The 14,246-nt window shown below is 56.0% G+C and carries 10 protein-coding genes; 6 read left to right on the top strand and 4 right to left on the bottom strand.

Annotated elements, in window-relative coordinates:
* Window positions 1–135: 135 nt before the first annotated feature.
* Window positions 136–1,320, top strand: coding sequence for a hypothetical protein (locus ACTCIA_RS14820; protein WP_463002588.1), 1,185 nt, complete (start codon window positions 136–138; stop codon window positions 1,318–1,320).
* Between the two features lie 367 nt (window positions 1,321–1,687).
* On the opposite strand, the gene ACTCIA_RS14815 is transcribed toward ACTCIA_RS14820, so the two are convergent.
* Window positions 1,688–3,559, bottom strand: coding sequence for a DEAD/DEAH box helicase (locus ACTCIA_RS14815; RefSeq protein ID WP_463002587.1), 1,872 nt, complete (start codon window positions 3,557–3,559; stop codon window positions 1,688–1,690).
* An 865-nt stretch (window positions 3,560–4,424) separates the two neighbouring features.
* On the opposite strand from ACTCIA_RS14815, the gene ACTCIA_RS14810 reads away from it, so the two are divergent.
* The 5 genes from ACTCIA_RS14810 to ACTCIA_RS14790 all read left to right on the top strand — a co-directional run bounded on the left by ACTCIA_RS14810 (window position 4,425) and on the right by ACTCIA_RS14790 (window position 9,046).
* A complete protein-coding gene (locus ACTCIA_RS14810) occupies window positions 4,425–5,066 on the top strand; it encodes an MEDS domain-containing protein (RefSeq protein ID WP_463002586.1) in 642 nt (213 codons plus the stop codon).
* On the top strand, window positions 5,026–5,457 hold the full coding sequence (locus ACTCIA_RS14805) for a hypothetical protein (RefSeq protein WP_463002585.1): 432 nt from the start codon (window positions 5,026–5,028) through the stop codon (window positions 5,455–5,457). The genes ACTCIA_RS14810 and ACTCIA_RS14805 overlap by 41 nt, the downstream gene beginning before the upstream one ends.
* Window positions 5,418–7,094 carry a hybrid sensor histidine kinase/response regulator gene (locus tag ACTCIA_RS14800; protein WP_463002584.1) on the top strand — a complete coding sequence of 559 codons (1,677 nt, stop codon included), beginning with the start codon at window positions 5,418–5,420 and terminating at the stop codon, window positions 7,092–7,094. The genes ACTCIA_RS14805 and ACTCIA_RS14800 overlap by 40 nt, the downstream gene beginning before the upstream one ends.
* 183 nt (window positions 7,095–7,277) lie before the next feature.
* Window positions 7,278–7,478 (top strand): cold-shock protein, encoded by a 201-nt coding sequence (locus tag ACTCIA_RS14795; protein ID WP_181550767.1) that lies wholly within the window; start codon window positions 7,278–7,280, stop codon window positions 7,476–7,478.
* 365 nt (window positions 7,479–7,843) lie between these two features.
* Window positions 7,844–9,046: a DEAD/DEAH box helicase gene (locus tag ACTCIA_RS14790; RefSeq protein ID WP_463002583.1), complete on the top strand. Its 1,203-nt coding sequence runs from the start codon at window positions 7,844–7,846 to the stop codon at window positions 9,044–9,046.
* A gap of 77 nt (window positions 9,047–9,123) precedes the next feature.
* On the opposite strand, the gene ACTCIA_RS14785 is transcribed toward ACTCIA_RS14790, so the two are convergent.
* From ACTCIA_RS14785 to ACTCIA_RS14775, 3 genes are all read right to left on the bottom strand, one after another.
* Window positions 9,124–11,058, bottom strand: a complete 1,935-nt coding sequence (locus tag ACTCIA_RS14785; RefSeq protein WP_463002582.1) for an oxidoreductase — start codon at window positions 11,056–11,058, stop codon at window positions 9,124–9,126.
* Window positions 11,059–11,138: 80 nt separating this feature from the next.
* A complete protein-coding gene (locus ACTCIA_RS14780; RefSeq protein WP_463002581.1) occupies window positions 11,139–11,699 on the bottom strand; it encodes a 4Fe-4S dicluster domain-containing protein in 561 nt (186 codons plus the stop codon).
* 79 nt (window positions 11,700–11,778) lie between these two features.
* Window positions 11,779–13,902: a molybdopterin-dependent oxidoreductase gene (locus ACTCIA_RS14775; protein WP_463002580.1), complete on the bottom strand. Its 2,124-nt coding sequence runs from the start codon at window positions 13,900–13,902 to the stop codon at window positions 11,779–11,781.
* Window positions 13,903–14,246: the final 344 nt, after the last annotated feature.

Below are 14,246 nucleotides of genomic sequence, written 5' to 3'. Positions count from 1 at the left end.
TGATTTTGAGTAACCAATAAACTCAAAGGGCTTCCCCAATTCAAGCCCCCTTTTAGGGGGCTACCTGAGGCCACCCGCTATGCGGGTGGAGACTCACTGGTATTACTGGTGTTAGGCTTTTCAGCCGCCCCGGCAATGGCCGTTCAATGGGATTTCGGCGCCAGCATCCGCACCCATGCGGGTTATTTTGATGTGGATGAGGAGTATGTCGGCGGTCCTTACATGGATGGTTCCATTGGCAATGACTGGGATGATGACTCCGGGTTTCTCATGGGCCTGGACGGCAACAGCACCTTTACCGCCAAGGCAGTGGTTTCGGAAAAATTTTACGGAGTGTTCCAATTAGGGCTTAGGGATGCCACCCGTGAAGATGGGAACAACGATGATGATTACCTCCGCCTGGCCTATGGCGTCTGGGATTTTGGTGCCGGCAAACTGCTCATGGGTAAGGACTACACCCCGGGCACCTATCTGGGTTATTCCAAGATGTCTGCAGATATTGGCGATATGGGAAGTGGCAACATGCTTCTGGCCGGTCTTCCCTATATCGGCCGGCAGCCGCAGATCAAGCTGATGTTCGGGGATCTGGATATTGCCTTTATCGAGCAGCACAAGGATGCTGATGATTTCTCGACCCGTTTGGGCGCAGCCACAGATACGGATTTCAGCCTGCCGCGCATTGAGGCAGCTTACGTGTTCCGTACTGACCTGGTCAATATCCGGCCAGTTGTGGGTTTCCAGACTTATGAACTTGAGGCTGATGGTGTCGGAAGCGAAGACATTGACAGCTATCTGGTGGGCATAGGCGCAAGCTTTGACCTGAATCCCTTTTATGTCAAGGCAACCGCTTCTTATATGCAGAATGCCGCCAACTACGGCAAGGGTACTCTGGGTACTGTTACCTACACTGGTGCTGCTCTTGATCAGGATGGAGATTTCGAAGATTCTGATCTTTATCAGGGAACCCTGGTTGCCGGCATGAAGGTCAACAAGATGCTCAATATCGAAGCCGGAATTGGTTATCAGAATGCTCAGTTAGATAATAGCACCGTGGATGTTGCAGAGGCCCTCGGTTTACCGACTGTTACTTATGTCGGCACGCAAGATAGCGAGCAGGAAGCATACATTTATTATCTGCAAGCCTGGATCTCCCTGTCCAAGAACGTCCACATCATCCCGGAAATCGGTATGATTGACAGAAATGATGCAGAATATGAATTTACCCAGGAAGCTCAGGCCCTTGGACTTCCCGCAGGAACCCAGAAGAGCGATCTGGGCAAAATGACCTATGGCAATGTCTGCTTCCGGGTGGAATTCTAAGAATCCCATGCCAGCATAGCAGGACAGCTTAAAAAAAGCCGGGGCGTTTGCCCCGGCTTTTTTTATTGATTTTGTCTTCAGATCCAATGTGGTTGCAAGGAAGTCCGGAGGCGGGGTCGGTTTGTAAGCGACATTGAGCGTTTACGGAAAAATTCAGCAAATGCCGGAGCAATGAAATTTCAAACTGTTTGAGGCCGACAGGCCGAGTTTTTGGAATTTCAGCGGAGGCATTGGCTGAATCCGTAAACGGTCAGGAGCGAAAAAACCGACCCGGCTCCTGGACTTCCTTCCTGAAAAAGGCCGGACGCTGTAAAAAGCCTTTTATTTTTTATATGGCGGCAGTCAGCGCTTTCCGGGATTTCCCCGATTATTTCCCGAAATAACTTTTCTTTTTCCCGTCCTTTGCCCGGTCCTTTTTCCGGCCGTCTTTTTTCCCAAAGGGTTTGGCAGCTCCGGGTTTTTCGCGGTCTGCCCATCTGCCTTTGGGTTTTCCGCCTCCGGGGATTCTTCTTACCCCCGGGCTGGTCGGGGTGGTTTTGTATTCGCCCCTTGGTCGGGCTTGTTCGGGCTTTCCCGTGTCCCGGGAGAGTTTCAGGGGCCGGCCGGCCACATACACGGTCTGCAAATGCCGGAACACATCACCGGGCATCTGCGCGGGCAGGTCCAAAAGAGAAAATTCGTCGCGGATATCGATCTTGCCGATGGATTTGGCATCCAGGCCGGTTTCATTGGCAATGGCGCCCACGATGTTGCCCGGCTTGACCCTGTGGCGCAGGCCCACCTCAATGCGGTAGCGCTCGGATTTTTCATCCTTTTCGGCCGCCGCGCGCGGTTTTTTGTCCGGCCCAACAGCCCGGGTCCTGGCCGCGGGTTTTTCAAAACCCGGCTTTTTGGGCGGCTCCGGGGCTTTGGGCAAAAGCAGGGGGGTCTGGCCCTGCACCATTTTGGCCAGGGCTGCGGCAATGTCTGCGGCCGGCACGTCGTGCTCCTGGCGGTACTGGTCCACAAGATCCCTGAAAAAGGAAAGATCATTTGCGCCCAGGGTGTCGGTGATGGACTGCTTGAACTTGGCAATGCGCTGGTCATTGATCATTTCCGTTGTGGGCAGCTCCAGGAGCTCGATTTCCTGGCGGGTGACGTTTTCAATGGCCCGCAGCATGCGCCGCTCCCTGGGGGTGACAAACACGATGGCCTCACCGCTTCTGCCCGCCCGGCCCGTGCGGCCGATGCGGTGCACGTAAGCTTCCGGATCATAGGGAACATCATAGTTGATCACGTGACTGATGCGTTCCACGTCCAGACCCCGGGCAGCCACATCCGTGGCCACCAGAATGTCCAATTTTCCGGCCTTGAGCCGGTTGATGGTCTGCTCGCGCATGTTCTGGGAGATTTCGCCGTTTAAGGCCGCGCACAAATACCCCCGGGCTTCCAGACGCCGGGCCAGCTCCAGGGTGGCGGTACGGGTGCGCACGAAAAGGATCACTCCGTCCAGGGCTTCGGCCTCCAGGATCCGGGTCAGGGCGTCGAGCTTGTTTTTTTCCCCAACGATCCAGTAGCGCTGGCGGGTGGCCGAGACTGTCATGGTCCGGGACTTGATGGTGATCTGCTCGGGGCTGTGCATGTGCTTTTGGGCGATTTTTCGGATGGCAGCCGGCATGGTGGCGGAAAACAACGCGATCTGACGCTTCGGAGGCGTCTGCTCCAGAATCCATTCCACATCATCGATAAATCCCATGCGCAGCATTTCATCCGCCTCATCCAGGACCAGGGTGGTGATGGCATCGAGTTTCAAGGATTTTCTGCGCATGTGATCCATGACCCGGCCCGGGGTGCCCACCACCACGTGGACCCCCTGCTTGAGCCGCCGGAGCTGGCCCCCGTAATCCTGGCCGCCGTAAATGGGAAGCACCCGGAAATCCTTTAAACGGGCGGCATACTGGTGAAAGGATTCAGATACCTGGATGGCCAGCTCCCGGGTGGGGGTGAGCACCAGCACCTGAACCCGGGGACTGGCAAGATCAATGCCGGATAAAATCGGCAGGGCAAAGGCGGCGGTCTTGCCGGTGCCGGTCTGGGCCTGGCCGATGACGTCTTTTTGCGCCATCATGGGCGGTATGGTGGATGCCTGGATGGGGGTGGGCACTTCATAGCCGGCATCGGTTACCGCCCGGAGCAGGGGTTCGGGCAGGTTGAGCGCGGCAAAATCCGCCGGATTGGCGGTTTCATTGTTTTTTGACATGACGTGTTCTCTTTTTTGCAGAAAGTTTTAAGTGTTAAGTGATTAAGTGTTAAGTAAAATCAATAGGTGTTCCTCCCCGGCCAATCCACAGGACCAGGCATGAAAAACACCTGTTTTATTATCTGGAAGCGTTTTTCCGGACCGCATCCCGGGCGGGAAGCTTTCCACACCGCCGGCCATGATGCCGGCCCGGGGGCGGTTTGCGAGTCGCATTGAGCGCGCAAGCGGTCAGCAGGGAGCAAATCGCCACCGGGGCGGCATCATGCGAAAATTCTGGAAAATTATAGAACTCAGCATTCGCAGCAACACGCAACCATCTAAAACCTTATTTTTTACGAAACAGTCAAACCTGGCTTTTTTAAACAGCCCGGGCTCTTGATTTTCCGGGGCAAACCGACAGGATCAAAGGACAGGGGGTGGTAAAAGCAGGCATTTTTTGTCAAACCCCGTATACACTGCCAAAATCTTTATGGCAAGAAAAAGCTGCAGATTTTGGCAAAAAAAGATGTGCGGCGTTTTTTGCGGGCGGCTTTGATCTCTTTGTCAATTTCGGATACTGAGAGTTGATCCAGGCCTGTTGCTGCAGCTTTTTTCCGTACAGAGGAAAGAGCGGTTCGGGCTTTGCGGCGCGCTTTAATCTCGTTTCTGGTCATTGCGGCTATTCTCCTGATAAAAGGATGTGCCTTTTCTAAAAATATTTTTTTTGGATGGTGCCGTCAAGCGGAGAATGCAACAGGGAGTCATTAAAAATTTGCTTTCACCCTTTCTTGACTTCCGTGCCAATCAATGTCAAAGGATGTAGAGATCCGGAAGTTTTGTGAATTTTCCGGGGTTACCGGGCCAAACCGGCAAAAAGGGAGGGGCCATGGCGGAAAAAACGCGGAAGGTATCGCTTGGGGTTGCAGATGAGCCCTTGGACGAGGGCCGGCACATTATCTACGTGTACAGCGATGACGCGGAACGCAGAAAAACCATGGCCCGTTTTTTCCGGCAGGGGCTGGTGGAAAACGACAGGCTGCTTTACATGGTCGATGATATTTCTTCAGCGGAAATGGTAAAGGAATTGCAGGAACTGGGCGTGGACACCGATGCCCGGTTAGACGATTTCGACCTTTACCCGGGCCATTACGCATGCTGTCCGGAGTCGTACTTTTCCGCCGAGTTTATGCTCGGCATGGTTGCCCGGTATTATCAAAGCGCCCTGGATCAGGGATATGCCGGGGCCCGGGGAATCGGGGAAATGTCATGGGCCCTGGCGGAAAACCGGGCCCGCCTGGAGGATCTTCTGGTCTATGAGGCAAGGCTTAACCGGGTGCTGGATAACCATCCCCTGACAACGATCTGCCAGTATGACGCGAAAAGATTTGACCCGGGAGTGATCATGGACATGCTCACCATCCATCCGTTGATGATCGTCCGCGGACAGCTTGTGAAAAACCCCGGCTTCATGGAGCCGGAACCCTTTCTTGAAAAATACCGCAGCCAAGACAACAAGGGCCATGCCTAGTCCGGACCCGGAAATTCTCGGCCGGATCATTCTGATCCAGAGCACCCTGCACCTGATGGGGCGGGGTGCTGGGATGGCGCGTTTTCTGTGCCGGGGGTTTTGCCGTGTGCCGGGCATGGAAATATCGGGCATTTTTATAGACGGCCGCCTTCACTGGGAAAACGGCTCGCCCGGTCCAAAGCCGCGGCACTGCCGGCGGCTGTTTGATGAGCTCAAAGGCGCAACCGGGAAAGGATCGGGCCGCAAAGCCCTGCTGAACGGCTTTCAACACACCCACGGCGTGCAATGCCTGCCCATTGAAACCGCCCTTGCGGTTTACGGCATTTTTTTTGTGCGCCTGCAGACGAAGAAATGTTTTTTTCCTATGCGCCCTATATTGAAAACACCTTGAATCTTGCCGCCCTTGTGCTCGAAAACCACAGCCAGCAGCAGATGCTTTTGCAGCACAAGTCTGATCTGGAAAAAAAGGTACAAGAGCGCACCCAAGAGCTTGCCCGTTCAGAGCAGCGGTTTCGTGACCTGTTTAACTCCATCAGCGACCTGGTCTACACCCAGGACCTTGAAGGCCGGCTGCTTTCCGCCAACCCCGCCCTGCACCGGTTGTTCGGCTACCGGCCCGAGGAACTGCTGGGCCGGCCGATATCTGATTTTATGCTTCCTGAGCACCGGGATCGATTTGAAAACGAATACCTTGGCGCCCTTTTGGAAAAGGGCAGTTACGAAGGCATTACCCCCTATTTGGCCAAAGACGGCAGCACGATTTATATCGAATACCGCAGCGAACTGGTGCGCCCGGAAAACGACGCCCCGTTTATCAGCGGCATTGGCCGGGATGTCACCGGCCGGGTCCTTGCGCAGAGGGAAAAAAGACGCCTTGAGGGCCAGATCCGCCAGGCCCAGAAAATGGAGTCCATCGGAACCCTGGCCGGCGGTGTTGCCCATGATTTCAACAATGTGCTGAGTATTATCATCGGAAATGCCGAACTGGCCGCAGGCGAACTTGCAGAAAACCACCGGGCCCGGCCGTATGTCAATGAGATCCAGACCGCCGGGGTACGGGCCAAAGACGTTGTGCGCCAGTTGCTGACTTTCAGCCGCAAGACCCGCGAGGAAAAACAGGCGGTTGATCTCTGCATGCTTGTGGACGAAGCCCTGAAACTGCTTCGTCCGGTGATTGCCGCAAACATTGAAATCCGCACCTGCCTGCCAAAGCAGCCGGCGGTTGTTTTGGCAGATCCCACCCAGATTCACCAGGTGCTGATCAATTTGTGCGGAAATGCGGCAGACGCCATGGCTGTATCCGGCGGGATTTTGACAGTGAGCCTGGCGGCGGCGCAGATTAACGACGAAAATACGGCCCTGGATCCGGACATGGGGGCAGGCCGCTTTTTCCGGCTTGCGGTCAAAGACACCGGCCACGGGATTGCCGCCAAAAGCCTGGAGCGGATTTTTGATCCCTATTTTACCACCAAGGATGTGGACAAGGGCACGGGCCTGGGTCTTTCTGTGGTGCACGGAATTGTCAAAAGCCACGGCGGAAGCATCCGGGTCCGCAGTCAGCCGGGGCAGGGATGTGAATTTGAGATCCTGCTGCCGGCTGCAGAAAAAAACGCGGAGGCTGTTTTGGCTCAAACCGGTAATGCGCCCAGGGGCCAGGGGCACATCCTTTTGATTGATGACGAGCCCATGATCGTCAGCTTAAACCAACAGCGCCTGGAAAAGCTCGGATATCAGGTCAGCGGCCATACCAACCCCAAAGCCGCCCTTGAGATGTTTTCATCAGATCCGTACCGGTTTGACCTGGTGATCACGGATATGACCATGCCCCACATCACCGGCGACCGCCTTGCCGAAAAAATTCTGGAAATCCGGCCGGAGATGAGAATTATTCTGTGTACCGGTTACAGCAGCCAGGTTTCGGACAAAACAGCCGCATCCCTCGGCATTGACCGCTATCTTGAAAAACCCGTCCAGATGCAGCAGTTGGCCGAAACCGTTTGCAATGTGCTTTCTGTTTCGGACAATTGAGTTTATTTGTTGGTCTCTTGAAAAAAACGCTTGCTTTTCTGCCAGGGTGTGTTACTTTAAGATAATTCAACACGGCTTTGCACAATTGGCAAAGCGATTTTTCCCTGAAGGAACAGGTTCCGTTCTACGGCTACATCCTCCAGTGTAAAATTTTGAGCATCTCACAGAAAGGAGGATATCATTATGGCCAACGGAACAGTAAAGTGGTTTAACGACCAAAAAGGTTTTGGTTTCATTGAGCAGGAAAACGGTCCGGACGTCTTCGTCCATCACACCGGGATCAACTCAACCGGCTTTAAAAGTCTCAAAGAAGGCAGCAACGTTACCTTTGATATTGAGCAGGGACAAAAAGGCCCGGCTGCAGTCAATGTAACCGAGGAATAATTGCCTGACAAAGGGCATCTCCTGTAAAGGGGATGCCCTTTTTAACTTCACCATTCTTTACGGAAACCGGCCACCGGCGCATCCTGCCCTTTTTCATGTGGCCACCGGCCCCCGATTTTGCAAATTTTTCCCTTCAATAGTTGATGGCGCCGTAAAAAGTCGAATATCTGCATTATACGCGATTGCCTCAAAATTTCACGTACTATTAAGTACGCTGCATTTTTCGGCAATCGCGCAGGCCTTGATCTTCAACTTTTTACAGCGCCATCTGAAAATTCACTGTTGTTGAATCGAAAACAGTCGAGCAGCCTTTTCCTGCCAGAATCAGAAATAATCATTTATTGAATCATAAGGAACATCAACTATTGGATTTTAAAGAATTTCAACTCGACTCCAGAATAGAGGCGGCAATCCGCACAGCCGGATTCACCGCACCCACGCCCGTGCAGGTCCAGACCGTCGGCCGGGTCATGCAGGGACAGGACTTAATCGGCCTGGCCCAGACCGGAACCGGCAAGACCGCCGCATACGTGCTGCCGCTTCTGCATCGACTGCTTCAAAGCAAAAACAGAAAAAACCGGGCCCTTGTCCTTGCGCCCACCCGTGAGCTGGCCGAACAGATCCACCAGGATATCAAAACCCTGGGCAGCCGGACCGGTTTGAAAAGCCTCACCTTATATGGTGGTGCGGCCATCGGCCCCCAGATCCAGGCCCTGAAAAAGGGCGTGGACATTGTGGTGGCCTGCCCGGGACGGCTCATTGATCATATTAACCGCGGCAACATGGATTTTTCCGGCCTTGAGACCCTGGTTCTTGACGAAGCCGACCAGATGCTGGACATGGGCTTTATCCCGGATATCCGGAGAATTTTGAAAAAGATTCCCCGAAACCGGCAGTCGCTGATGTTTTCGGCCACCATGCGAAAGGAGATCCGGCTTCTGGCAGACGAGGTGCTCCACAAGCCTGCATTTGTGCAGGTGGGCGAGCCCGCGGCCGCAGATACGGTCAGTCACACCCATTTTCCGGTATCCCAGAACCAAAAGACATCTTTGCTGTTAAAGATTCTAAAGGACACCCGGATTGCATCGGTTTTGATTTTTACCCGGACCAAGCACCGGGCCAAGCGCCTGAGCGAGGCCCTTGAGCGTGCCGGCTACGGAGCGGCCTCCCTGCAGGGCAATTTGTCCCAAAATCGCCGCCAGGCGGCCTTAAACGGTTTTAAGTCCGGCAAGTACCAGATCCTGGTGGCAACCGATATCGCCTCCCGCGGAATCGATGTCTCCGGGGTATCCCATGTGGTCAATTATGATGTGCCGGCCACTGCAGAGGCCTATATCCATCGCATCGGCCGAACCGGCCGGGCAGAGCACACGGGAAGCGCCTTTAACCTGGTCACAAACGAAGACCGCCAGGTCCTCAAATCCATTGACCGGGTTGTGGGATCGCTGATCGAGCGCCGCACATTTGCGGATTTTGACTACGCTGTTTCCGCACCGGGCGCGAAAACCCCTTCAAAGCCCCAAAAGCAAACCCGCAGGCCGGGAACGGGCTTTTACAAATCCCGGTAAAAGCCCGCAAATTCCCGGCCCGCAGGGCGGCCTTCTGACTTTGGGCGACAGCGTGTCAATGCCGCTGTGGCGGCTTCTTAAAGCTGCCACACGGCAGCTGCGCCTTCTTCCACGGCTTCCATGATGCGGCGCACCTCCAGGGCATCGCCCACCACCGTGTGGGCAATGCCGGCTTTTTCAAGGGCCGGGGCAAGGCCGTTTCTGGGTTTCATGCCCACTGCCAGCACAACCTGGTCAAAGCCGGGGACTTGCTCGGACTGGTCCTTTGTTTTGAGCACCACCTTGTTTTCCGTGATTTTCTCCACTGCGGCGCCAAAGCGCAGCACACACTGTTTTTCCTTCAGGTATTTGTGCAGGCTGTAGCCGTGGGAGGTGAACCTGGGCACGGGCGAGGATTCCATCTGCTCGGCCAGGGTCACGGAAGCGCCCTTTGATGCCAGAAAACAGGCGGTTTCCATTCCGATTAACCCCCCGCCGATGACCAGGGCGTTTTTGCCCGGGGCTGTGGTTTCGCCAAGGATCTGCCAGGCGTCATACACGTGGGGCAGGTCAATTCCTGAAATTTTCGGGATGATTTTCTCGCCGCCCAGGGCCAGGATCACCTGGTCGGGTTTGGCCTCTGCGATCATGTCCGCGGTGACACAGGTATTGGTCTCAATTTTTACCCCTGCTTTTTCCACCTGACCGGCCTGCCATTGGATCCAGTCCAGATAGATTTCCTTGTGCGGGGCCTTGCAGGCATACAGGATGTTGCCGCCCGCCATGGGCTCTTTTTCAAATATGCGCACGTCATGGCCCAGGCGTCTGGCCTCTGATGCGGCAATCAGTCCGGCCGGGCCGGAACCCACGATCCAGACGGTTTTGGGATCTGCTGCGGGCTGCTGCGGGCAGACAAGCTCCTGGCCGGTTTCCGGGTTGATGGCGCAGCGCACGGATTTGCCCTCAAACATTTCCCGTTCAATGCAGCCCTGGTTGCAGGCAATGCACTTGCGGATATCGGCATACCGGTTCTGCCGGGCTTTTTCCAGAAAATCCGGATCACAGAGCTGCTGGCGGCCGAATGCCACCAAATCCGCATCCCCGTCGGCAATCACCTTGTCTGCGGGCCGGGGGTCGTTAAACCGGCCCACGGCAATCACGGGAAGACCGGCCGCGTCCTTGATCTGCCGGGCCCGGCCCACGTTGAATCCCACGTCAAAGGCCGGCGGTGCGCTGGTGACCCCGGCGGGGCTGCCATGGGTGCCGATGGAGGCATGGATGACGTCAACACCGGCCTGCTTTAAATCCGGCAGAATCCCGAGCACATCTTCCACTGTATAGCCGCCCTTGATGTATTCCTCTGCGGAAATGCGCAGAATCACGGGAAAATCCTTTCCCACTGCATTTCTTACCGCCCGGACCACCTCTGTGACAAACCGGGCCCGGTTGGCAAAAGCGCCGCCGTATTCGTCCGTGCGCTGGTTGGAAATGGCGGACAAAAACTGGGTGAGCAGGTATCCGTGGGCCCCGTGGATTTCCACGGCGTCAAATCCGGCTTTTTTCGCCCGGGCTGCGGCAGCGCCGAACGCGGAGACAATTTCTGCAATGTCTTCATGGGTCATTTCCCTGGGGGCCTGGCCGTAGACGAGGCTGGGCACCGCAGACGGGCCAATGGCGGTTTGTTTTTTGATCATGTACAGGCTTTCCCGGCCTGCGTGATGAAGCTGCATGGCGGCTTTGCCGCCGTGGGCTTTCATGGCTTCGGCCATCTGCGAAAGCCCCGGGATAAATTCATCATCCCAGGCCGCCACCTGTTTGGGGCTGACCATTCCCGTGGGGTGCACGGCCGTGATCTCGGAGATCAAAAGACCGGCCCCGCCCCGGGCCTGGCGCCTGATATAGGCCAGCAGGGCGTCATTGACCCGGCCGCCTTTTTCGCAAAGCCCGGTGCCCATGGGCGGCAGCACCGCACGGTTGGGAATTTCGGTGTTGTTGATGACAACGGGTGAAAACAAAGCGTTTAAATCAGACATTTTTTTCCTTTCCTGTGGGGATAACCCCGGATTCCGTATCCGGGAGGTCATAACCCGTTCAACAATAAATACAATTGTTCTTATTCCGCGGATTTGGGTTTCAGGATCACAGACGGCCGGGTGCGTTTCGACCAGGTGAAACCTTCGGCTGCCCGGCCGGTTCCGTATTTTTTCTCCATCTCTTCCAAGGGACCGGCGTCTAAGGCCCTTACCGGGCAGGCCTCCACGCAGTTGGGCACCTTGCCGGCGGCCAGCCGGTCTTGGCAGAAGTTGCACTTGTGCATGCGCGCGTTTTCTTCCGGGCCGAACTGGGGGGCATCATAGGGGCAGGCTTTCAGGCACTTGGCCCCGCAATCGTCTTTTCCCAGGCATTTTTCCGGATCCACGAGCACAATGCCGTCATTTTCCCTTTTGGATATGGCATCAGCCGGGCAGGCATCCGCGCATACCGGGGCGGCGCAATGCCAGCAGGCAGAAGCCAGATAGGCCACAAACACGTTTGGAAACCGGCCTTTTTCCGAGTACAACACCCGCATCCATTTCTCGTCTCCTGCGGGCACGTCGTGCCAGTCCTTGCACGCCACCTGGCAGGCGCAGCAGCCCGTGCACCGGCTCTGGTCGAAATAAAATCCCATCTGCATCGTAACTCTCCCGGTTCAAGGTTCAACGTTCAAGGTTCAATGTTCAATGTTGGGGTTCAATGTTCGGGGTTCAATGTCATCAACCTTGAACCTTGAACCCTGAACCTTGAACCTTTTCTATCTCCACCAGGCTGGTGTTCATCACGCAGGCGCCGCCGCCGGAATAAGCGTCCCGGGTCAGGGTGTTGGCGCATGCGCCCCGGTCCACACCGTTTTCATCCGGGTCGTACCAGCTTCCCTCGAATATGGCCACCACCCCGGGAATGATCCGCTCGGTGACAAAGGCGGGAAGGGCCACCGTGCCCCGGCCGTTGAAGACCTGCACCGGATCTCCGTCTGAAATGCCCCGGGAATCCGCGTCTTTGGAGTTGATCCACACCCGGTGCTTTTCGACCTCCCGCAGCCAGGGCACCAGGTAAAGCTCCGAGTGAACCCGGTTTCTGGGATGAGGGGTGAGCAGCTGCAATGGGTATTTTTCAGTCAGGGGATCAAACCGGTCTTCCTCCGTGGGCAGATACTTGGGAATGGGCGGGCAGGCCGGGTTGTCCAGGTCTGCGGCGCGCTGCGAAAAGATCTCGATTTTGCCCGACGGGGTGGGAAACGGATTGTTTTCCGGGTCTTTGATCTGGTCGCGAAAGGCCACGATGGGCTCTGGCAGCTCGATTCTGTGGATACCTTTCCGGCGGAAGGCCTCGTAGTCGTCAATATGGGTGGTGTATTCCGGGTTGTTGTCAAAAAGAATTTTGAGCCATTCTTCCTCGCTGTGGGGATTGAAGCCTTCAATGCCCAGGCGTTGGGCAAGCTCTGCGGCGATCTGCAGATCCGACTTGCACTCCCCGAGGGGTTGGATGGCCTGGTTGATCACCGTGAAATAGGGGCCCGAGGGCCAGGGCCGGGTGAAATCGTTTCGTTCCGCCGCCGAGGTCACCGGAAAGATGATATCCGCATACCGGGCCGTGGCCGTGGGAAACAGTTCGCTGACCGCGATGAATTCAAGCTCTTTTAAGGCCCTGTCCGCTTTGTTGCTGTTTCCGATCTGGTTGACGTAGTTGTTGCACATGGACCACATCATCTTGATATCCGAAGGGTATCCCCCTGCGGTGCCTTCCAGGATCGCATCCCAGAGGGTGTTGATATGGATGCGCTTTTTTACCCGCATGCGGATGTCCAGGGTGCCCTTGACATTGGGCCCGTCTGCCTCAAACGGGTTTTTGCCCGGCGGAATGGCGGACTGGCGGAACATGTGACCCACGGGAATGCCCATAAGCCCGCCCCCGGCGCTTCCCCCGGGCCGGCCCACGTTGCCGGTCATGGCGCACAGGGTGGATGCGCACCGGTTGTACTGCTCGCCCATGGCGCTTCTGGCCGGCCCCTGGCAGTCCATGAGGGCCGAGGGCCTGGTGGTGGCATACTCCCGGGCAAGGGCTTGGATTGTACCCGCATCCACCCCGGAAATTTGTGCGGCCCAGGCCGGGGTTTTTTCCACCCCGTCCTGCCTTCCCAGCACGTAGTCGGCAAACGCGTCAAAGCCCACGGTGTAGGTATCCAGAAATTGCCGGTCATGGAGATTCTCCGTGATCATCACGTAAGCCATGGCCGCCATCACGGCCGTGTCCGTACCCGGATATACCGGGATCCACTGATGGGCCAGGGTGGCTGCGGTGTCGTGATAGCGCGGGTCAATGGCGATGATTTTTGCACCGTTTTCCTTTGCCCGGATCAGGTGATACATGGTGTTGGTGCCGGATATCATGCGCGCCGGGTCCCAGCCCCAGAGGATGATGAGTTTGGAATTCATCATATCCTCCCGGCTGTGGCCCACCATCACCGAGCCGTACTGGGTCAGAGAGGCCCAGACCGCGCCTTCAGAAGAGATGTTGCCGTAATGGGTGACATACCCGCCGTACTGGTTAAGGAGCCGGGAGGCGGCAAGCCCGCCCTGATGCAGGCTTGCCAGGTATCCGCCGCCCGTGGCCAGCAAAACAGCGCTGTTTCCGTAAGTGGCCTTGATCCGGTCCAGCTGGCGGATAAATGTGTCATAGGCCTCATGCCAGGAAATGCGCTCAAATTTTCCCTCCCCGCGCTTTCCAACCCGCTTTTGGGGATATAAAAACCGATCCGGGTGATGCACGTACTGCTTGTATGCCCGGCAGCGCAGGCAGGTCCTGAGCTGGTTGGGTTCAGGGGCGTCGTCGCCCTCCACACGCAGGATCTGATTGCCGCTGACATGCAGCCGCAGGGGCAGCGGCCGCCGCAGTCATAAGCCGACGTGGTGCGCACGATGCGCTCATCCGGGCGATCCCCGGTTTTCTGCTGGTTCATTGAATCCCTCCTTTAAAATGGCATCCCGGCAAAAAAAATTTGCAAACGCTATTTGACCATACCATACACGGTTCGGGGTGGGAAGTTCAAGATGGAAAGTTCAAGGTTCAATGTTCAATGTTCAAGGTTCAAGGTTCAATGTTCAAGGTTCAATGTTCAAGGTTCAATGTTCAAGGTTCAATGTTCAAGGTTCAATGTTCAAGGTTCAATGTTCAAGGTTCAATG

Source organism: Desulfosalsimonas sp., assembly GCF_055149105.1.
Note: the sequence above shows the minus strand (reverse complement) of the source record. Positions and strands in the feature narration are given on the sequence as shown.

Bases quoted from the DNA above. Each gene is read 5' to 3' on its own strand.
- ACTCIA_RS14820 (WP_463002588.1), top strand. From the start codon at position 136: ATGGCCGTTCAATGGGATTTCGGCGCCAGCATCCGCACCCATGCGGGT.
- ACTCIA_RS14815 (WP_463002587.1), bottom strand. From the start codon at position 3,559: ATGTCAAAAAACAATGAAACCGCCAATCCGGCGGATTTTGCCGCGCTC.
- ACTCIA_RS14810 (WP_463002586.1), top strand. From the start codon at position 4,425: ATGGCGGAAAAAACGCGGAAGGTATCGCTTGGGGTTGCAGATGAGCCC.
- ACTCIA_RS14800 (WP_463002584.1), top strand. From the start codon at position 5,418: ATGTTTTTTTCCTATGCGCCCTATATTGAAAACACCTTGAATCTTGCC.
- ACTCIA_RS14795 (WP_181550767.1), top strand. From the start codon at position 7,278: ATGGCCAACGGAACAGTAAAGTGGTTTAACGACCAAAAAGGTTTTGGT.
- ACTCIA_RS14785 (WP_463002582.1), bottom strand. From the start codon at position 11,058: ATGTCTGATTTAAACGCTTTGTTTTCACCCGTTGTCATCAACAACACC.
- ACTCIA_RS14780 (WP_463002581.1), bottom strand. From the start codon at position 11,699: ATGCAGATGGGATTTTATTTCGACCAGAGCCGGTGCACGGGCTGCTGC.